Source organism: Niallia circulans (genome assembly GCF_007273535.1).
GTDB lineage: Bacteria > Bacillota > Bacilli > Bacillales > Cytobacillaceae > Niallia > Niallia circulans_B.
On record NZ_RIBP01000004.1, the window covers coordinates 2,575,935 to 2,595,407 of the forward strand.

Below are 19,473 nucleotides of genomic sequence, written 5' to 3' on the forward strand. Positions count from 1 at the left end.
CCTTATAGCTATTGCAATTCTGTCACTTCAATTTCTGAATATTGGTTTTGCCCATTTTTCTGAATCATAATTTCTAAAACGCCTTCCTTATAATTAGCAGTTGAGCCTTTTTTTCGAACGAGTGAAGGAAGATTGATCGTATGCCTGCTTTCGAATTCAGGAATGTTCTGAATAACTAGTTGGCTTGATGTATAGTAAACCTTAATTCTTTCAAGCCAAATTTCTTCTTTTATAGGAATGCGAATATAAACATGGTGATGTGTTTCAAATACGACGTAATCAAACTTTTGCTGGGTTGAGCCTTGCTGGTTGTTTGCCATTTGGGACATATTCTTAAACATATCTTCACTATTCATTTTTTGAAGGGAATCTGGCATCATTTTATTCATCATATCTTGAACATAATTCTGGATATCTCCAGGTTTCATTTGGTTCATTTTGTTTTTGGAGTCTTTATTAAAAGGGAATAAATTCCATGGGAACATTGGAAATTCATCCTTTCTTTCATTAGTTGCTGAATTTTTTATATCATATTCAAGTGCACCCAAATCGTGTTAGTTAGGCATGTATTTATTTTCCTTTTGGTTATGAGTAGAAGGAACTAGTTATTTTAACCTAATGATGTTAATATTAAAGTACATTTTAGGAAAATTAGGTGCATTGGTTTGGAAACTTACAAAAAGCTGTTGAACAGTCTGTTTTACAATTATATAATTGGTTCTTTTCTGGCTGTATTTGGGGTAGGCGGTGCCTTTATGTACACCAGCTTGAAAATTAGCAGCGATGACATGAAAATTCTTGGGTTTATTATGGTACTTTCTTTTATATGCATGGTTTGCGCAGAAGGTGCCCTTTTTTATAAGGATATAAACCCGTTACGAAGTGTGCTAAAGCATGGACGAAGAGATGTAAATAGCCTAGTTGAGGCATATCACCGTTCGAAAAGCTTTCCGTTGTTTTCGGTAAGAAGAATTCTTATTCCTCACTTATTTGGAATGTCTGTTCCGGCAATAATATTTTCCATTTATTTTATTAGATCAGGCCAGCTTGAACTGCCGTCCATTTACATTTTATATGCGACTGTTGCGGCGATTATTGTTGCCATATTGCATGCATTTATTGAATTTTTCCTTACTATACGGACAATGAAGGGGATCACTATTTATATTAAATCTTTAATGCCAAAAAGCTTGGTTATTGAAGAGAAGGTGTTTATATCCATTCACAGGAAGTTTTTACTGACTGTTGTCAGCATAAGTGTATTACCTTTAGTAATCATTCTGCTTTCAACAAGAGTTAAGTTGATTGATAATGGCAATCTTACAGAATTACCTTATTGGAATTGGGCAATTGTCATATTATTTATTACTCTAGTTTATTCCGTTCTATCTGCGAGATTTCTGTCAAGAGATATAATAACACCTATCTATCAGCTGAAAAATCTGATGAAAAAGGTTGGCACAAGTCAATTCACCCAGCCGAACAGTGCGGTTTATACAGATGAATTTGCTGATCTTTTTAAAGGCTTTCACAAGATGAATGATTCAATCATTCAACGTGAAAGGGTTAATAAGGAGCTGCTTGACAGCTTTATGATGGTATTGAGTGCTACCCTTGATGCCCGTGATCCATATACGGCAGGTCACTCCACCAGGGTTGCAGGTTATTCACAGTTAATAGGAAAAAGTTTAAAGCTGTCGAAGGAAGATATGGAAGTATTATATAAAACAGCTATTTTGCATGATATCGGCAAAATAGGGGTTCCTGATAATGTTCTATTGAAAGAAGGCAAACTGACAGAGGAAGAATTTGCTTATATTAAAGCACATCCGGTTATTGGAGAAAATATCTTAAAGCAGGTACAGCCCCAGGAAGAAATGGCAAGAATTCTAGAAGGTGTCAGGTCCCATCATGAAAGATTTGATGGCAAAGGCTATCCTGATGGTCTGAAAGGGGAAGAGATACCTTACTTTGGCAGAATTCTTGCTGTTGCTGATGCCTTTGATGCAATGACGTCTGACAGGCCATATCGGAAGGGAATGCCATTTTCAAAAGCGCTGTCCATTTTGCATGAAGGCAAAAAAACACAATGGGATGGAGAAATGGTAGAAGCTTTTATCGGAAAAATGACAGAAGGAAAGATGGAAAAAGAAATAAGTTAAGAAAGGGCGGATCAAAAATTGATCCGCCCTTTTACTATTTTGTTGCTAAGGTAATATGCTTCTTTTGGAGAGAATAAAGTCTGCTCGATAAGAAGGCAGCACCAGTTGCTAACCCAACGATTAAGCCAATCCAATAACCATATGGACCAAGACTTGTGTAATTAGCAAAAAGATAGCCTGAAGGCAGGCCGATTACCCAATAGCTAATAAGCGTCATAATCAAAGTGATGTTAACATCCTTATAACCCCGTAATGCTCCTTGAACTGGTGCCTGGATGGCATCTGATAGCTGGAAGAAAATCGCATATATAAGGAAGCCAGCTGTAAGCTTAAGTACTTCCGCATCATTTGTATATATTCCTGCAATTTGTTGGCGGAAAGCAAGCAGAATAATGCCGCTCACAAACGCGATAATGATAGCAGTTAATACTCCCATCCAACTGTATTTTTTTGCATCCTTCAGCCTGCCTGCACCAACTTCAAATCCAACTAGAATGGTCAAAGCAGTTGAAATGCTAAGCGGAACCATATAAAGGAGGGAAGCAAAGTTTATAGCAGATTGATGGGCAGCAATCGTATTCGTATCATAATTACTCATTAGCAGTGTAACTGCACTGAAAATGCTTGTCTCAAAAAAGATCGAAAAGCCGATGGGTACACCTATCTTCAGAATCTCTTTCCATTTTTCCCACGAAATACGATGAAGCTTACTTAACAGCTTAAATCCAGCAAATGGTTGATTATGATAAACAATATGAAGAGCAGTCAGCAGCATATACCAATAGGTAATGCTTGTAGCATATCCTGTCCCAACCCCGCCTAACTCAGGGAAAATCCAAATGCCGTTTATCAATAAATAATTCAGTAGAATATTAACAGGTAATGCCGAAAGGGTGATAAACATCGTCACTTGAGTTTGCCCAAGTGCATCAATAAAGGACCGCAATACAAAATATAAAAAGATAGGAATAATACCTGTGCTAAGTGCGGCCAAATAACGAAAGGCAATTTCTTGGACATCTGACTCAAGTCCCATTAATTGAAGGATTGGCTTCAAAAAAATAAAACCAAAAACAATTAATAAAACTGCCATGGATAAACTTAAATAGATGGCTTGAATAACAGAAAAACTTACTTTTGATTCTTCTTTTCTTCCAACCAGCTGTGCGACAATCGGAGGAACAGCAAGCAATATACCGCTTAAGCCAGTATAAATCGGTGTCCATAAGGAACTGCCAACAGCAACCCCAGCTAAATCAGTTGGGCTGTAATGACCAGACATGGTTGTATCAAAGAAGGTAAGACCAAACATACCAACCTGTGTAACAAGAACAGGCAGTAATATAACTAGCATCTGATTTAGTTTTTGCTTTGTTGTAAAGGTTTGTTTCATTCTTTTTCCTCTCTTTAGTTCAATAACGTTACGATTATATCACAGATAAAAGGAAAATATGGCAAATACACTTTTTTTGCTAATAAAATTACCCGTGGGAAAGAAGGCGCTCCATCGACTCTTTGTTGTTATCCTGTTTTGCACTTTCTAAATAAATAGCACTTTTCGGAACAGAAAATAATACATTTCTCTTTTCTAGAATACTAATTATTTGAAAATTAATATCCTCTTTTGTTTGTAAATAGCCGACATAATCAGTTGCCTTTGTAAAGAAATAAATTAATATGTCAGCACTAGTATCATTCATTGACTCAAAGGAAACGAGAATGGTTTCAGGATGTACATCCTCATGATGCTGCAGTAATTGCTTTATGTCAGAAATAGTCATATGTAATTTTTCTGTTTTTGTAAGAATATCTAACTTTAAGTAAAAGGAGACTTGCCGCTTCCCCATTTTAGACCAATTGATAATCGGTTCATTGGCAAGGGTCGAATTAGGAACAGTTACGAGGGCTTGTGCGAATGTCCGGACCTTTGTACTGCGGAAGGTGATATCTTCAATCGTGCCTTCCACACTTGGAGTCTTAATCCAATCACCGATCGTAAACGGCTTTTCTGTAATTAACACGATACCTCCAAAAAGGTTGCTGACCGTTTCCTTTGCTGCAAGAGCAAACGCAAGTCCACCTAGACCAAGTCCAGCGATAAAGCCGTTTATGTTAAAGCCCCATTCTTGGGCAATAATGCTGAATCCGAACAGGAAAACAAGTGTTTTTAGCATTTTTGTCAGAAAAGGAACAATAATTTTATCAACATTTATATCCAGCTTTGTCATCAGCTTTGGAAAGAGCAGTGTTGTCACATTGCTTAGATTAAACAAACCCCATGTTAATAAGGCAACAAAGCAAGAGCGGACAAGGCTTGATTCCCATGCTGCAGATATGGTTTGAAAGGGGAGGAACTGGAAAGCTAACTGCATGCCTATCACGACAAACACCCAGCGTATCGGTTTTTCAAAGGCAACAAGAATAGTGCTTGCTGCATGAATCTTTTTCGTTTGTGTATAGGAAAGGACCATTGCAAACAAATGGCTGGTAAACCACTTTCTTAGCAATAGACTTGTCGCAACTACAATTATAGACAGCAGCAGGCTGGCCCAAATATTGGTGTCTAAAAAATCACTCATAAATAATACACTCCTTCTAAATATAGTTGTCCTATCTGTACTATATTAGAAGAAGTAAGCAAGTATGCATGCATGAAAAAAGCTTGAAGCGCATAAGCCTTCAAGCTTTATATTTAAGCCTCCATAAGACCATCTGTCTGGTCTATCGTTGAGCGCATTGTGTATAGTGTAAAAACATCCTTAGGAACTTCAAATAATTCGTAGCTGACTCCTGTTTCTTCCTTGAGTTTTTCTACAATTGTTTTTCTTGTTTCATTGGCATGGACGGCATAAGGGAGCTTTTCTGCTGCTTTAATAGAACGAAGATTATGCTCTCTTATACGCATTAAGATACTGTTAATATTTAATTCAAAGAAAGCTTCTGAAAAAAACAGTTCCTTGGCAATTTTATTGTATCCTTTTCCGTGATATGGCTTGCCAATCCAGGTTCCTAAAAAACCGATTCCGTCTTGTATATCATACAGATTGATCGTTCCAATCGGGTTATGCCATTCATCAAGAATGGTGCGAGAAATTAGTTCTCCTTTTTCTTCCGCTTCAATTGTTTGTTTTGTGACAAACAAATATTCTTCATAAGATGCTGCCTTTTGGCGAACAAATGGAAACACATCTGAATGCTTCATTAATTCATAAAGAACAGCACAATCTTCCAATTCACGTTTTTTCAGCATAAAAATACCCTCCTTATACATGAGGGCAGAAAACAGAAGAATGACAAATACCGCTCCGCCCTCGAAATTTTTTATCAACTTGTAACTTGTAAAAAATTTCGGGGTGGGAATCGAACCCACTAGAACCGTAAAGGTGGCGCACCATTTGCCTTCCCTATATTTTATTTATTGTTTTCCTGCAATAATGTCGAACTGCTTCTATTGTACAAAAAAAGTTTTAAAATTCCTATAGGTAAATGTAAGGTTATTGTAAAGTCTTTATTTATTTTTTTTGCGGATTTGCAGAAGTATATACGCACCAAGCAATAAGACTGCTGCAATGATAATTGGTGTGATGTATGGCTTAGCATATGTCTCAATATTCTCCCAATGGTCGCCAAGTCTCATTCCCAGCAATAAAAACAAAACGGTCCATGGGATGATGGCTGCAGTTGTATATAACGTAAACTGCCCAATCGGCATTCTCGCAAGACCGGCCGGTATGGAAATAGCATGTCTAACTACAGGGATAAACCGGGCAAGGAAAATCATGCCTGTTCCGTACTTAAGAAACCATTTTTCAGAAGCATCAACATGAGAGCTTTTGATTAAAATATACTTTCCATATTTGTCGATAAAAGGTCTTCCACCGTAAAGAGCGATCCAATATAAAAATAGCTGGGCAATTGTTCCGCCGATGACACCGGCAAGCAGGGCGCCGAAAAAATTGATATGGCCGGTATGGATTAAATACCCTCCATAGCTTAGCACGATTTCACTTGGAATTACTTCAACCATTAATCCTAATGCTATACCCATATAGCCTAAGGATGATAAAAATTCGAAAATTGTATGTACTAATTCTGACACTTACATCTCTCCCGCGTAATGTAATTATTTGTATTTTCTATAAAGAATAGTCAATCATAAGTATACATGACCAATGGACAAAATAGAAATAAGAAATTAAAATGAGTGTTTAATAGGTATTCATAAAAGGAATACTAAAGTGTTTCCCTTAAATTTTACTTAAAGCGAAAAATAAGTAAATAAAACTGAAACATATTAAGAATATGCTCGTATATAATAAAGACAAATAATTTCAATCTATAAAGGGAGGACATAATGACTTACCGTAAAGATGTACACCAAGACGAAAGACTGTTTGCCATGCTTATTTATGTTTTAAGTTTTTTTACAGCATTTATCGGCCCATTAGTCGTTTATTTAATAAAAAGCGATTCACCATTTGTTAAGTATCACGGCAAAGAATATTTTAATTTCCTTATATCTTATGCTATATACGGAGCAATAAGCTGGTTGCTGATATTTGTGCTGATCGGATTTGTGTTAATGCCACTTGTTGGAATTGCTGCATTTGTATTTACGCTTATCGCTGCAATCAGAGCATACGAGGGTGTTGAATATCGAATTCCATTCATTATCCGTATTATAAGATAGTACCAAGTGATAAAAGACTCGTTCGTCATGAACGGAGTCTTTTTTTTGTCTTTTATTGTAATAATCGCTATGATAGATTGGAATGAAGGGAAGAGAAAGAAGGATTGAAAATGAAAGAAAAGGTAGGACTAGTGCTTGAGGGAGGCGGCATGCGAGGTGTGTATACAGCAGGAGCCCTTGAGTGCTTTTTAGAACATGAGGTATATTTCCCATATGTGATTGGTGTTTCGGCAGGAGCCAGTTATGGAGCATCTTATCTTTCCAAGCAAGTTGGCAGGAATAAAAGAGTTAGTTTGGATTTTGTTACAGATCCCCGCTATATGTCTTGGCGGAACTTTCGGCAAACAGGCCAGTTTTTTGGGATGGATTTCATTTACAATCAAATCCCCAATACGATGGTGCCATTTGATTATCATGCCTTTTACGAAAATGAAGCGGAGTTTAAAATTGGGGCAACTGATATTCAAACAGGTGAAAGTGTCTTTTATGGTAAGCAGGATTATAAACAGGAACTGCTGAAGGCGTTAGAAGCATCGAGTTCTTTGCCGTTTTTGGCACCGATTGTAGATTTTAAAGGGAAAAAGCTGTTGGACGGGGGCATTGCTGATCCTATCCCCCTTAAGAAGGCGGTAGAGGATGGCTTCACAAAAAATGTCGTCATTTTGACAAGGAATTTAGGATATCGTAAATCAAAATCGCGGTTTTCGTTTTTCATAAAACGCAAATACCCTCAATTTTCCGGATTACAGCAAGCTATGCAGGCAAGGTATAAAAATTATAATGAAACGCTTGAATATATTGAACAAGAAGAACGGAATGGAAACATACTTGTCATAAGACCACAGGAAAAATTGATTGTCGGACGTATGGAAAGAAATCCTCAAAAACTCGAAAATTTGTATATGCAAGGCTTTCGTGATGCAAAAGCAGCACTTGTACAGATGAAAGAGCATGAATATATGTAAAGCTATGAAATCCCAATTGGTCGTATGCCAATTGGGATTTGTTTTATGTCAAACAATAAAAGCTATTAATATCCAAGCACCTTCATTTTGCCAATAGCCAACAATTCTCGCAATGTTAACGAGACTTTCACTGAGTTCGGTGTTTTGGCCGCGAGAGGGTGTGCTTTGATACCAATTTTTTCAGCAATTGTGATTGCCCTGAAAAGGTGGAAATCACTTGTGGCAATAGTCACTTCCTTTATGTCATATAAGTCCTTACTGTTTTGTAGGTTTTCAATAGTAGAAGTAGACGTATCTTCCAAGAGTATCCTATCTTCCGGCACTTTCTTTTCAAGAAGATAGTTTTTGAGTGCTGCAGCCTCTGATATCTTTTCTCCCTCTCCTTTACCGCCAGATACAATAATTTTAGACTGTTTATTATTATTCCAATAAGAAAGGGCAGCATCAGCCCGGTTTTTAAGCACTTTTGATAATGTTTCGCCGTCCACTTTAGCCCCGAGGATAATAATATAAGGTATTCCGTCAGGGGGTGTTATAGCAGAGGTTCTTTTCATTTTTACATAGTAAAAGGATGTACAGGCTATCAACAGTACGGCAGTTGTGAGGATAGCAAATTTTACTTTTTTCAAAAAATATCACTCCAATCAATCATAGATGATAATGGCTGTTAATAGAATATAGAATACTAGATTATGTTTAAAAAATCAGTAAGGAGCCATGTTCGTGATGAATATCGAAAAATACTACAGACAATCAGCAACTGCTTATCTTAACGCAAGCATTATCAGCTGCCTTCCAGTCATCTTTTTTCTGGCAATGTTTTTAAGTATTAAGCTGAATCGTCTCTTTCTTTTGTTAATCATACCCTTTTGTTTATACAGTATAACCGCATTTGCCTCGTACTTGCTTCAGAAACGGCGATGTGAGAGGCTTGCGAATACTTTCGAAGAGACAAAGGTGAAGTCTCTCCTTCAATCTCGGACAGTTCTTTTGTCTTTTTTGCCTGCACCATCTTTAAGGATGCTTATTTTTGACGGTGAGGGATTAGTACTCGGAGAAATTAGGGATGAAAAATTTGCTTTGTTCAGGTGGTATTTGCCAGCATTTCTAGACGGATTACGGTCAAAAACATATGGTTTCTATAACGGGGAAGATATGCTTCAATATCAATTTACGATGCGAAAACAATCGATAGAGATTCGGAATAGAAAAAACCAGCTGATCAGTAAAATGGATGAAAAGAAAACAGATAAGGCTGTGCAAACTATTTATATATATGATGATAAGCAGCTTGTGTTAAAAAGGTCCCTTGCATTTACTGATTATCGCCTTGAAAAGGAAGGCGGCTTAATACTGGCAAATGTGAAAAAGGGCTGGATGCCAAAGGATTGGCAAAAGCGTTTTTTAGACCCAAACCATCCAGTTGTGACTATCCACCATTCTGCAGCAAACAAAGATATAATTCATATTTATGCGATTTTGGCAAAAATATTTGCTTATAAGGACCATTAAAGAAAAAAGGCTGGCAAATTTGCCAGCCTTTAAATCACATCTGCGTTATTAATATTTTTTAAGCAATATTGCTGAATTGTGGCCGCCGAATCCGAATGAATTGGATAGGCCGATGGTCATTGCTTTTTCTCTAGCTGTATTTGCAACATAATCCAAGTCACAATCTGCGTCTGGGTTTTGCAAATTGATGGTTGGGGGAATAAGCTGGTGCTGTAGTGTTTTGGCGAGGGCGATTGCTTCTACGCCACCTGCTGCACCAAGCATATGTCCAAGCATTGATTTATTCGCAGTTACAGGAATTTGATGGGCATCTGCACCAAACAGCTTCTTGATTGCGAGTGTTTCTGACATGTCGCCAACCTTCGTGCTCGTTGCATGTGCGCTGATTACATCCACATCAGCAGTTGTGATGCTTGCTTTTCGCAATGCATTTCTCATTGCTGTATATGCGCCAATTCCCTCTGGATGAGAAGCAACCATATGATAGGCATCTGAGCTTGCACCATAGCCGATAACTTCACAAATAATGGGCGCATTGCGACTTAAGGCATGTTCTAAAGATTCTAGCACTAATATTCCCGAACCTTCACTCATTACAAATCCATCCCGTCCTTCATCAAAGGGACGACTTGCAAGCACAGGTTCGTCATTTCTTGATGATAATGCTCTAGCATTTGCAAAACTAGCCACAGATAATCGTGAAATTGCGGCTTCTGCGCCACCAGCAAACATGATGTCAGCATCATCGTTTCGAATCGCATTAAATGCTTCTCCAATAGATGTATTTCCAATCGAACAAGCAGTTACAGGCGAAAGAGATGGACCTAAGGCACCAAGCCTGATACTTATCTGCGCTGCAGCTGCATTTGAAATCATCATTGGTACTAAATTAGGACTGACCCTATTTGGACCCCTGTCCTGTAATATATTTACATTATCGATAAGTGTATTGAGGCCGCCGATTCCGGACCCGACATATACGCCCATTCTTTCCTTATCGACTTTTTCTAGGTTCAATTGTGAACCGATTAACGCTTCCTCAGCGGCCGCTAATGCAAACTGTGCGAAGCGATCCAGCTTTTTCGCTTCCTTCGTGCCCCATCTTCCTTCAGCATCTAAATTCGTAACACTTCCAGCAATTTTCGTTTTTAAATCAGATACATCAAATTGTTCAATTTTACTTATGCCCGATTTTCCACTAGAGAGATTTTCCCAAAATTGATTCACATCATTTCCAAGTGGCGAGATGACACCCATTCCTGTGACAACGACTCTTTTCATCTTTCATTCCTCCAAAAGCTTGTTTTTTTATCTATTTTATCGTTTACTTATCCTATTACAAGTTGTAGTTTATCCTATTATAAATACTACTAGCTTAATAAGGAGACGAAAGTATGAACGATGAGATAAGACTTCGGGCACTGTCTGAGTTTTTGAAAACGAAGCGGTCAAAGCTGCTGCCACAGATGGTTGGGCTACCTCCTGGAGGGAGAAGGCGCACACTTGGGCTGCGCAGAGAAGAGGTGGCACAACTAGCAGGAGTCAGCACAACATGGTACACATGGCTTGAGCAAGGCAGAGATATTAAAGTGTCGATTTCCGTATTAGAAGCAGTTTCGGACGCTTTAAGATTGAGTAAGGACGAAAAAAAGTATGTATTTGGACTGGCCTTTGAGGAAGCGCATAATACAGAAATTACTTTAGATGAGGGAGAATTAATCACTCCTTCTTTAGAAAAAATTCTAAGAGAACTTAAATATTGTCCGACAATTATTACTGATAGAAGATGCTTTATAGTTGGCTGGAACGAAGCTGCAGCACAAGTATTCCTGAACTTCAATTTGTTGCCTTTAGAGAATCGGAACTTGATTGAGCTTTTGTTTGCGAGAAAAGAATTAAAGGCACTTGCTGTTAACTGGGAGCATTTTGTCCAGGGTTTTCTTTCTATTTTCCGTACTTATTTAGGACAGTATATGGCTGATGATTGGTATTCACACTTTATTCAACAAATGGGAGATAAGTATCCTGATTTCCAAAAGATGTGGAAGGAAAGTGAAGTAAGCTCTGCACCAGAAGTTATGATTGAATTTCGACATTCAAAGGCAGGCAAGATGCTCTACAACTTGTCATCCCTGCAGGTTCATGGTGCAAATGATTTAAGATGCAGCATTTATACACCAGTTGACGGTACAGAAACAGAAGAGAAATTGAAGCAGCTTATTAAATAGCAGCTAAAAACGCATTGTGCAATAAAATACCTTCATATAAAATGAAAGTAAAAGAAAGTAAAAGAAAAGGATAGAATAGGTGAATGCATCATGCTTGACGACTTACTAGTAAACGGTTTCTTCCTCTTTTTATTTTGTTGTTTTATACCGCTGCTGTTTGTGTTTCAGAATGGCAGAATTGAAAATAAAAAATATTTGCTGATTTTAACATCTGCTGCTGCAATCATTGCCTGTATGAGTTTTCCAATTAAGGTGGGGAATGGTACGCTGTTTGATTTGCGGCTTGTTGCCCAAATTTTCGGCTCCTTATATGGAGGGCCTATTGCAGCTATTATTTTAGCATTAGTCAATATCCTGTATAGAAGCTTTTTTGATGGCATAGGAGTTATAACCACATTTATTATTGCTCCGGTTCATTTGATGGTTATATTAAATGTGAGAAAGCGATTTCTGTTGTTGTCAATTCGAAAGAAAATTATTTATAGTTTTATAGGAGGAACTATTTCTACCTTACTTACTCTGTTAATGGTTAATTGGATAGCGGGAATTAATGTCCCAACTAAGCTGGCAATTCTTTATGCATTGCTTCTCTCATCAGTATTGGCATTAATAATTTATGTTGTGGAGACAATTCAAAAGCTTTGGACAGTGCAGCATAAAATCATGCAATCACAAAAGATGGAAACGGTCAGTCAGCTGGCAGCATCTATCTCCCATGAGGTACGTAATCCACTAACATCAGTAAAAGGATTTATGCAGCTCCTTCAAGAAACATCTCTTACTAATAACCAAAAGAACTATTTGGAAATATCAATAAGTGAGCTTGACCGGGCAGTGAAGGTAATAGAAGACTACTTAACATTTGCCAACCCAAAGCCATGCAGTGCTGTGAAAGAATTGGATATTCAAGAAGAGATTAATCGGGTTGTTAAGGTACTTGGGCCCTTGGCAAATAAGAATTCTGTACGTGTGGAGCTTAGTATAAGCAGCATACATATTATAGCTAATCAGCAATATTTCAACCAATGCCTTATAAACATATGCAAAAATGCAATAGAGGCAATGGAAGAGCATGCCCATGGAGTACTGGCAATTAAAACAGAAAAAGTAAAAAATGATATTATCATACGTTTCATTGATACAGGTATTGGAATGAGTAAGGAAGAAATAGCAAGACTTGGCGAGCCTTATTATTCTACAAAAGGAAAAAACGGGACTGGACTTGGCATGATGTTTGTTTTTAATTGCGTTAAAGAAATGGGCGGCACCATTCAAGTAGAAAGTAAAAAAGGGCATGGCACAACATTTATTATGCGCCTGCCCATTAAATATAGTGCTAAATCAAAAGAAACGGATCATGCATCATGATCCGTTTCTTTTTTTGAAAATAGAATCTGTATACACTTAACGTTGGTGAATGTCGAGCCTTTCTAATACTTTGCGTTTTCGATAAAACATTTCACCTGTCTCGGCAATATCGTGAATCATCGAACGGTTGGAGAAAGCGCCAAAAACAACCCCGAAAACTGGCACCATCTGAAACAGCTTCTTCCAGCCAAAAGTATCGCGATAGGCAAAGACAACCTCCTTCCAGCCTTGCATTTCAAGCAGAACCTCTCTTTGCACTTTATCTGTTTCATGATCGAAGTGGGAAAGTTGATCCAATATCGTGTTTTTTCCTAATACATCTGCTGAAACATATTGCAAACATTTAATAATAAAAATGCGCTCTTTTTTTTCATTTGGGTTATAGCCGTAAGAGATGGCAATATCCTGCAAAATTTTGATTTGCATCGAAAGCAAGATGGGAATATCGATTCCTAATGTCAAGAAACCGCCAATTCCTGTACTAGCCCCTTGGATGGTCGCAATGTTTTTGCGGTTTTTTGTCAATTTCGCGACCGCAGATTTCATTTCATCTAACGGCAAGTCCTTAACCTCGTCAAAATGCTGCACATTAAGATGCTTATAATATTTTTTAGAGGCAGATATATCACTTAGCAGTTTGCCACCACTCTGAATATAGTTTCCCATTTCATCTAAAAGCTGACCGATTTTATTTTGAATGAATGCAGGGGTTAGTTTATCTATTAATTTAAAGGGAAGTCTACTGAGCTTCTCCCAAAACCATAAACCGCTTTGGTCTTTTTCCCATTTTCTGACTTCCTCCAGCTCATTCAATAAATAGGCTTCATTTTCTGTCATATAAGCTGCTCCATTTCTGATTAGATGTTTTTTCATATTGAATAGTAATACGATAGTCTCGAAAAATGGTTTCCCAAATTACTGTAAAAAGACTAGGACATTAAATTGCTATTTAAGCTCTAATGAAATTTTTTATTACTATTTGAATATACCACTAAAACCAGGCAGGGCTGGGTAATGCTATAACTCCAACCCCCTTTATGTACAAGCAAAAAACAGACTATTCAATGTAATACCAATATAATTTTCCGTTTCAAGTTTTTAGGGGAATGGAGACAGTTGCACTTGAAGTCTCGATATATATTTATAAGCAATGCAGTTGCATTCTAATATAATGTAGTGTAAACTAGCAACAATTAAATAGTAAAGGACCACATTATGTGGTCGCCTTCGGGGTAGGGTGAAATTCCCAACCGGCGGTGATGAGCGTTCGTGTGCTCTAAGCCCGTGACCCGGCTTAAAAAATTTTTAAGGCGGTGGATTTGGTGAGAAACCAAAGCCGACAGTATAGTCTGGATGGGAGAAGGAATAACAAAAGCTGCTGATTCATTATGTGGATTCAGTGTGTTTGGTGTGAGTATTGCTAACTTAGGTTCGCTTTTTTGACTATGGGCTAAATTATGTCCATGTTTAAAACAGGTGTAGCTTTATTTAGTGTACCCTTATACCAAATTTGCGCCTTTATTTGTTATGCAATCTCCCGTATAAATTTATTTTATACGGGATTTTTTATTTTTCAGTACTGGTCTACAGTGCATTTAATGAATTAATTGCATGAATTCTTAAAGGGTTGGTCAAAATGAAAAAAACTGTTTTACATACAGCAGCACTTACTGGATAATCCTCAACATTATAAATAATCAACATGCTTTAATCACCCCACTTAGGTGTGAAGGCAGCTATTTAATCACAATCAATAGAGGGAGGAGGAGATGGTTTGTTTACGGGAATTGTCGAGGAAACAGGTGTAGTGAAAAATATCTCCAAAACAGGCAAAACGCTAGTCCTTGCTATCCAAGCGAAAACCATTATGAATGATATCAGGCTTGGGGACAGCATTTCGGTTAATGGGGTGTGTCTTACCGTTACAAGCTTTAAGCAAAATGAATTTACTGCAGATGTGATGCCTGAAACATTTCAAGATACTTCACTATCGCGGCTGACAAATGGTTCACAAGTTAACTTGGAAAGAGCAATGGCGGCAAATGGCAGGTTTGGAGGTCACTTTGTAACAGGTCATATTGATGGTGTTGGGACCATTTTAAGTAGAAAACCAATTGAAAATAGCATCAGTCTTGAAATCGAAATACCAAAGGATTGCTCGCATCTCGTATTGGAAAAAGGATCGATTGCCATAGATGGAACGAGCCTGACCATTTTTGAGACAAAAAGCCGCTCTATTTGTGTAAGTATTATCCCGCATACAACGCTAGAGTCCATTGTTGGTAAAAAGCAGGTTGGGGATATCGTAAATCTTGAAATTGATATGATGGCGAAGTATTTTTATTCCTTCATGAATAGAGACGACAAGAACGAGTCAAGCAAAATAACACCATCTTTTTTGCAGGAGAATGGCTTTTATTAAACGGATTCTATTGATAAATAGGAAGGGGGAGTATTCTATGTTTCATACAATTGAAGAGGCATTAGATGATTTAAAGGCAGGTAAACTGATCATCGTAGTAGATGATGAGGATAGGGAAAATGAAGGGGATCTAGTAGGGATTTCCGACTTGGTAACACCTGACATGATCAACTTCATGGCAAAAGAGGGCAGAGGACTTATTTGTGTTCCTATCGAGGCAGAGCTTGCCGACGAGCTCAAACTCACGCCAATGGTAGATAATAGTAGTGATCCTCGGGGGACAGCTTTCACTGTGAGTGTTGATCATAAAGAAACATCAACAGGAATAAGTGCATTTGAACGGGCGTTAACGATTGAAAAAATGGTGGCCCCCGGAGCTAAGGCAAAGGACTTCACAAGACCAGGCCATATATTCCCGCTAATTGCCCATAAAGGCGGTGTTCTTTCCAGAAATGGCCATACAGAAGCTGCCGTTGATTTAGCGAAATTAGCAGGTTACTCTCCATCTGGAATCATTTGCGAGATTTTAAAAGATGATGGAACGATGGCCAGAGTAGATGATTTAAAAGTAATGTCACAAAAGTTTGGAATGAAATTGGTTACGATAAAAGGACTTATTGAATATAGACAAAAAAGAGAAGAAGCTAAGGAGACAGTAATATGACAAAAATATTTGAAGGTAACTTAATTGGAAGCGGGCTAAAGGTTGGCATTATCGTATCAAGATTTAACGAGTTCATTACAACAAGACTTTTGTCTGGTGCAGAGGACGCTCTTAAGCGCCATGGTGTTGAAGCAGAAAATGTTAATGTTGCGTGGGTACCAGGTGTTTTTGAAATTCCACTAGCAGCAAAAAAATTAGCAGAAACAAAGAAGTATGATGTAATAATCACATTAGGAACAGTTATCCGTGGTGCAACACCGCATTTTGATTTTGTTAGCAATGAGGTCGCAAAAGGGGTGGCAAGCACGTCTTTATCAACAGGAGTTCCTATAATTTTTGGAGTTCTTACAACAGAATCGATTGAACAGGCAATCGAGCGAGCTGGTACAAAAGCCGGCAACAAAGGCTGGGAAGCGGCAGTTAATGCGATTGAAATGGCAAACTTATACAAGGAAATAATTTAATCTCAAAAAATTGGTCAAATCCTCCATTTTTATGGTGCAGGATTTGGCCAATTTTCATTTAAAAAGATTGGCAAAGTAATGGAAATCTGCTATCATATTCAATTGTGGCTCCCTTAATAAAATAAAACAAATTAGGACTAAAGATTTATGTGTCTGAAACGTATTTTTAAGGTGATGCGGGTAGGGAGAGGGCTATAAATACACAGGTTTACTAAATGAAAAACTATCTATCAGATTTCTTTAAGATGAAGGAGAGCGAAGCTACTTTCAAAGGGGAATTTTTTGCAGGTCTGATTGGCTTTTTTACAGTTGTCTATATTGTCGCTGTTAATTCGCTTATTTTGTCAGAGGCTGGAATTCCACTTGAAGCAGCAATAATCGCTACCATTTTAACATCTGTCGTTGGTTGTTTTTTAATGGGGTTTCTTGGAAATGTACCAATATTGCTTGTTCCAGGAATGGGGATTAATGCACTATTTTCCTACACAATTGTCCAGTCAATGGGGCTAAGTTGGCAGGAAGCGCTTGCTGTTGTCTTTGTTTCTGGATTATTGTTCATGCTGATTGCCTTTACTAAGCTAGCGGCAATCGTCAGCAAGGCGATCCCAAGTTCTCTAAAGGAGTCACTGACAGTTGGACTCGGTCTATTTCTTATGCTGATTGGCTTGGAAAAAGGCGGAATCGTTGAAAAGGGCAGCAATTCTATTATTGCATTAGGCTCCCTCAGTGACTTGCATGTATTGGCAACTGTTATTACATTAATCATCAGCATTATCTTGTTTTTGAGAAATGTAAAAGGAAACTTCCTGATTACTATTATCGTTGGAACACTGATTTCTTGGATGTTTGGCTTAATTGAACCAGGAAGTGCAGGAGAATCTGTCCAGTTAAAGGATTATTGGAATGTGTTTGGGCATATGTCCTTTGAGAATATTATTTCCATACCTTTTTGGATTGCTGTTTTCTCACTGTCCATGGTACTTGTTTTTGAGAATATTGGTCTTGTATCAAGTCATGTTCAATATGTTGGGAAGTCAGAGCGTTTTAAACGAGCTTTTCAGGCAAATTCCATTTCCGTTATGTTGTCAGGGCTATTTGGCAGCAGTCCGACTGTTGCGACAGTGGAAAGTACTGCCAGTATGACAGCAGGAGGAAAAACAGGACTAACATCTATTACGACAGCATTGTTGTTCATTTGTTCCGCCTTCTTTATTCCCGTAATAAAGATGATACCGAATAGTGCCATTGCCCCGATTTTAATCATCATTGGCGGGCTAATGCTGCAAAATATTCGCAATCTTGATTTGAAGGATATGAGTGAAAGTTTTCCAAGCATTTTTATAATTGCGATGATTCCTTTCACATATAGCATTGCGGACGGTATGGCAATCGGATTTATATTGTATCCGATTTTAAAGATAGCACTTGGAAAAGCTAAAGAAGTATCTTTGCCTTTATACTTCATTTCTTCCTTGTTCTTAATAAATTTTGTCCTTCAATATACACATTGATGATAACTGGCTTCCATAGGACTTCCTTTTATGGCAGCCAGTTTTATATTGAGATAACGAAAAAAATTCTGCTCGGAAATTTTGGTATACGCTAAATTACCCATTATAATAGAGTAGATAGTCACTTTTTATAAAAGCTCCATCGTTCGACAGCCTTTGGAGACATCGTTTATTAGAATAAAACTAAATATTTTGAAATGAGTAGAAAAGAAGTTCGGAGGTATTTCAATGGAAGTTTTTGTGGCCAGGCAGCCGCTGTTCAATAGAATGGAAGAAGTGTACGGCTATGAGTTGCTGTATCGCAATAATGAAGTCAACATGTTTCCGAACATCGACGGTGATCATGCGACAGCAGATGTAATTATCAACAGTTTTTTAAATATTGGGATTGAAAAACTATCTGACGGAAAGCCTTGTTTTATTAATTTTACTGAAAATCTTCTGGATTTAGGGCTGCCTACATATTTTCAACCACGAGATATCGTAATAGAAATTTTGGAGACTGTCGAACCAAGCAGAAAAATTATTGACATATGCAAAGAATTAAAGTCATTAGGCTATAAAGTGGCGCTCGATGACTACATTTTTGATAACAGCAATCCATACGCTTATGAGTTATTACTAGCTGCAGATATTATTAAAGTGGATTTTATGAATACAAATGAGGAAGAGAGACTGGAAATAGAGGCGCTTGCAAAACAGCTTGGCAAGGAGATGGTTGCCGAAAAGCTTGAGACAAGAGAAGAATATGAAAAAGCTAGAAATTCTGGCTATCATTATTTTCAAGGTTATTTTTTCTCAAAGCCTGCAATCATGTCTACACATGATGTTCCTGCATATATCCATACATATTATGGTATCTCCAAGCATATTCGCTCCATAGACCCGGATATTGATATGATTACCAATCTGATTGAACAGGATATTTCCTTGTCGTACAAGCTCCTTAAATTAATTAATACGTTAGGATTCGGCCTTAAGCATAAGGTTACGAGCATAAGACAAGCAATTGTTCTTATTGGGTTAATGGAACTTCAGAAATGGTTGTATGTGCTGGCTGTACGGGAAAGGGACTGGAATAACGGTATATCATATGAAGTAATGTCCAATTGTCTAATCAGGGCCAGAATGTGTGAGTCTGTTGCAGATCTAATTCCAGGGAAAAGAAATACCTCTGGACATTTTTTGACAGGAATGTTTTCTTTAATGGATACGATCTTAAATTTAGATATGCAGGATATTTTAACACAAGTGCCACTTGACGAAGCAATCATGGATGCACTCTCAGGCGAAAGTAATACACAAAGAGATGTTCTTGATCTTGTACTTGCTGTTGAAAAAGCAGACTGGGTACTTATAAGCAAAGGCTGCAAGAAACTGAACATAGAAGAGAAAGAATTGTTTAAGGTTTATGCAGAATCTCTTAATTGGGCGAAGGATCTCATGGAAGATAAAAAAGGTTAAAAAATAAGCCAGCATTCTGAGTG

General features: G+C 37.7%; 18 protein-coding genes, 1 pseudogene and 1 riboswitch. Of the genes and pseudogenes, 11 read left to right on the forward strand and 8 right to left on the reverse strand.

What is annotated here, in order from left to right; translation table 11 throughout:
• Positions 1–8: 8 nt before the first annotated feature.
• On the reverse strand, positions 9–485 hold the full coding sequence (locus CEQ21_RS20700; RefSeq protein ID WP_185766132.1) for an Hsp20/alpha crystallin family protein: 477 nt from the start codon (positions 483–485) through the stop codon (positions 9–11).
• 180 nt (positions 486–665) lie between these two features.
• Between CEQ21_RS20700 and CEQ21_RS20705 the strand changes: the two genes are divergently transcribed.
• Entirely contained in the window at positions 666–2,162 is a 1,497-nt protein-coding gene (locus CEQ21_RS20705; protein ID WP_185766133.1) for an HD-GYP domain-containing protein, read from the forward strand.
• A gap of 34 nt (positions 2,163–2,196) precedes the next feature.
• On the opposite strand, the gene CEQ21_RS20710 is transcribed toward CEQ21_RS20705, so the two are convergent.
• The 4 genes from CEQ21_RS20710 to CEQ21_RS20725 form a co-directional block, all read right to left on the reverse strand.
• Entirely contained in the window at positions 2,197–3,555 is a 1,359-nt protein-coding gene (locus tag CEQ21_RS20710) for an MATE family efflux transporter (protein ID WP_185766134.1), read from the reverse strand.
• Between the two features lie 88 nt (positions 3,556–3,643).
• On the reverse strand, positions 3,644–4,741 hold the full coding sequence (locus tag CEQ21_RS20715; RefSeq protein ID WP_185766135.1) for a mechanosensitive ion channel family protein: 1,098 nt from the start codon (positions 4,739–4,741) through the stop codon (positions 3,644–3,646).
• A gap of 113 nt (positions 4,742–4,854) precedes the next feature.
• A complete protein-coding gene (locus CEQ21_RS20720; RefSeq protein ID WP_185766136.1) occupies positions 4,855–5,412 on the reverse strand; it encodes a GNAT family N-acetyltransferase in 558 nt (185 codons plus the stop codon).
• A gap of 258 nt (positions 5,413–5,670) precedes the next feature.
• The gene (locus tag CEQ21_RS20725) at positions 5,671–6,210 is read right to left on the reverse strand and encodes an undecaprenyl phosphate transporter UptA (RefSeq protein ID WP_285849543.1); all 540 of its coding nucleotides are present in this window, start codon (positions 6,208–6,210) and stop codon (positions 5,671–5,673) included.
• 306 nt (positions 6,211–6,516) lie between these two features.
• On the opposite strand from CEQ21_RS20725, the gene CEQ21_RS20730 reads away from it, so the two are divergent.
• Both CEQ21_RS20730 and CEQ21_RS20735 read left to right on the forward strand, forming a co-directional pair.
• A complete protein-coding gene (locus CEQ21_RS20730; RefSeq protein ID WP_185766137.1) occupies positions 6,517–6,852 on the forward strand; it encodes a DUF4870 domain-containing protein in 336 nt (111 codons plus the stop codon).
• Between the two features lie 110 nt (positions 6,853–6,962).
• Positions 6,963–7,817, forward strand: a complete 855-nt coding sequence (locus CEQ21_RS20735) for a patatin-like phospholipase family protein (RefSeq protein ID WP_185766138.1) — start codon at positions 6,963–6,965, stop codon at positions 7,815–7,817.
• 65 nt (positions 7,818–7,882) lie between these two features.
• Here CEQ21_RS20735 and CEQ21_RS20740 read toward each other — a convergent pair whose 3' ends face one another.
• A complete protein-coding gene (locus tag CEQ21_RS20740) occupies positions 7,883–8,446 on the reverse strand; it encodes a YdcF family protein (RefSeq protein WP_185766139.1) in 564 nt (187 codons plus the stop codon).
• A 94-nt stretch (positions 8,447–8,540) separates the two neighbouring features.
• Here CEQ21_RS20740 and CEQ21_RS20745 point away from each other — a divergent pair, with 94 nt between their 5' ends.
• A complete protein-coding gene (locus CEQ21_RS20745; RefSeq protein ID WP_185766140.1) occupies positions 8,541–9,329 on the forward strand; it encodes a hypothetical protein in 789 nt (262 codons plus the stop codon).
• Between the two features lie 48 nt (positions 9,330–9,377).
• Here the strand turns inward: CEQ21_RS20745 and fabF are convergent, their stop codons facing one another.
• On the reverse strand, positions 9,378–10,610 hold the full coding sequence (gene fabF / locus CEQ21_RS20750) for a beta-ketoacyl-ACP synthase II (RefSeq protein WP_185766141.1): 1,233 nt from the start codon (positions 10,608–10,610) through the stop codon (positions 9,378–9,380).
• Positions 10,611–10,723: 113 nt separating this feature from the next.
• Here fabF and CEQ21_RS20755 point away from each other — a divergent pair, with 113 nt between their 5' ends.
• Positions 10,724–11,557 (forward strand): helix-turn-helix transcriptional regulator, encoded by an 834-nt coding sequence (locus tag CEQ21_RS20755; RefSeq protein ID WP_185766142.1) that lies wholly within the window; start codon positions 10,724–10,726, stop codon positions 11,555–11,557.
• A 90-nt stretch (positions 11,558–11,647) separates the two neighbouring features.
• A complete protein-coding gene (locus CEQ21_RS20760) occupies positions 11,648–12,925 on the forward strand; it encodes an ATP-binding protein (protein WP_185766143.1) in 1,278 nt (425 codons plus the stop codon).
• A gap of 36 nt (positions 12,926–12,961) precedes the next feature.
• Here the strand turns inward: CEQ21_RS20760 and CEQ21_RS20765 are convergent, their stop codons facing one another.
• Entirely contained in the window at positions 12,962–13,762 is an 801-nt protein-coding gene (locus tag CEQ21_RS20765; protein WP_185766144.1) for an EcsC family protein, read from the reverse strand.
• Between the two features lie 382 nt (positions 13,763–14,144).
• Positions 14,145–14,294, forward strand: a riboswitch (FMN riboswitch).
• A gap of 405 nt (positions 14,295–14,699) precedes the next feature.
• Here CEQ21_RS20765 and ribE (CEQ21_RS20770) point away from each other — a divergent pair.
• The 5 genes and pseudogenes from ribE (CEQ21_RS20770) to CEQ21_RS20790 all read left to right on the forward strand — a co-directional run bounded on the left by ribE (CEQ21_RS20770) (position 14,700) and on the right by CEQ21_RS20790 (position 19,450).
• The gene (ribE, locus tag CEQ21_RS20770) at positions 14,700–15,347 is read left to right on the forward strand and encodes a riboflavin synthase (RefSeq protein ID WP_185766145.1); all 648 of its coding nucleotides are present in this window, start codon (positions 14,700–14,702) and stop codon (positions 15,345–15,347) included.
• A 37-nt stretch (positions 15,348–15,384) separates the two neighbouring features.
• Positions 15,385–15,990: pseudogene (gene ribB / locus CEQ21_RS20775) on the forward strand (3,4-dihydroxy-2-butanone-4-phosphate synthase); the annotation flags it as partial.
• Between the two features lie 17 nt (positions 15,991–16,007).
• Entirely contained in the window at positions 16,008–16,475 is a 468-nt protein-coding gene (ribE, locus tag CEQ21_RS20780) for a 6,7-dimethyl-8-ribityllumazine synthase (RefSeq protein ID WP_185766147.1), read from the forward strand.
• Positions 16,476–16,690: 215 nt separating this feature from the next.
• Complete coding sequence (locus CEQ21_RS20785; protein ID WP_185766148.1) at positions 16,691–17,986, forward strand: NCS2 family permease; 1,296 nt, start codon at positions 16,691–16,693, stop codon at positions 17,984–17,986.
• A gap of 228 nt (positions 17,987–18,214) precedes the next feature.
• The gene (locus CEQ21_RS20790; protein WP_185766149.1) at positions 18,215–19,450 is read left to right on the forward strand and encodes an EAL and HDOD domain-containing protein; all 1,236 of its coding nucleotides are present in this window, start codon (positions 18,215–18,217) and stop codon (positions 19,448–19,450) included.
• Positions 19,451–19,473: the final 23 nt, after the last annotated feature.

Bases quoted from the DNA above. Each gene is read 5' to 3' on its own strand.
- CEQ21_RS20785 (WP_185766148.1), top strand. From the start codon at position 16,691: ATGAAAAACTATCTATCAGATTTCTTTAAGATGAAGGAGAGCGAAGCT.
- CEQ21_RS20715 (WP_185766135.1), bottom strand. From the start codon at position 4,741: ATGAGTGATTTTTTAGACACCAATATTTGGGCCAGCCTGCTGCTGTCT.
- ribE (WP_185766147.1), top strand. From the start codon at position 16,008: ATGACAAAAATATTTGAAGGTAACTTAATTGGAAGCGGGCTAAAGGTT.
- CEQ21_RS20760 (WP_185766143.1), top strand. From the start codon at position 11,648: ATGCTTGACGACTTACTAGTAAACGGTTTCTTCCTCTTTTTATTTTGT.
- CEQ21_RS20700 (WP_185766132.1), bottom strand. From the start codon at position 485: ATGTTCCCATGGAATTTATTCCCTTTTAATAAAGACTCCAAAAACAAA.
- CEQ21_RS20730 (WP_185766137.1), top strand. From the start codon at position 6,517: ATGACTTACCGTAAAGATGTACACCAAGACGAAAGACTGTTTGCCATG.
- CEQ21_RS20725 (WP_285849543.1), bottom strand. From the start codon at position 6,210: ATGGGTATAGCATTAGGATTAATGGTTGAAGTAATTCCAAGTGAAATC.
- CEQ21_RS20765 (WP_185766144.1), bottom strand. From the start codon at position 13,762: ATGACAGAAAATGAAGCCTATTTATTGAATGAGCTGGAGGAAGTCAGA.
- CEQ21_RS20720 (WP_185766136.1), bottom strand. From the start codon at position 5,412: ATGCTGAAAAAACGTGAATTGGAAGATTGTGCTGTTCTTTATGAATTA.
- CEQ21_RS20735 (WP_185766138.1), top strand. From the start codon at position 6,963: ATGAAAGAAAAGGTAGGACTAGTGCTTGAGGGAGGCGGCATGCGAGGT.
- CEQ21_RS20710 (WP_185766134.1), bottom strand. From the start codon at position 3,555: ATGAAACAAACCTTTACAACAAAGCAAAAACTAAATCAGATGCTAGTT.
- fabF (WP_185766141.1), bottom strand. From the start codon at position 10,610: ATGAAAAGAGTCGTTGTCACAGGAATGGGTGTCATCTCGCCACTTGGA.
- CEQ21_RS20755 (WP_185766142.1), top strand. From the start codon at position 10,724: ATGAACGATGAGATAAGACTTCGGGCACTGTCTGAGTTTTTGAAAACG.
- CEQ21_RS20790 (WP_185766149.1), top strand. From the start codon at position 18,215: ATGGAAGTTTTTGTGGCCAGGCAGCCGCTGTTCAATAGAATGGAAGAA.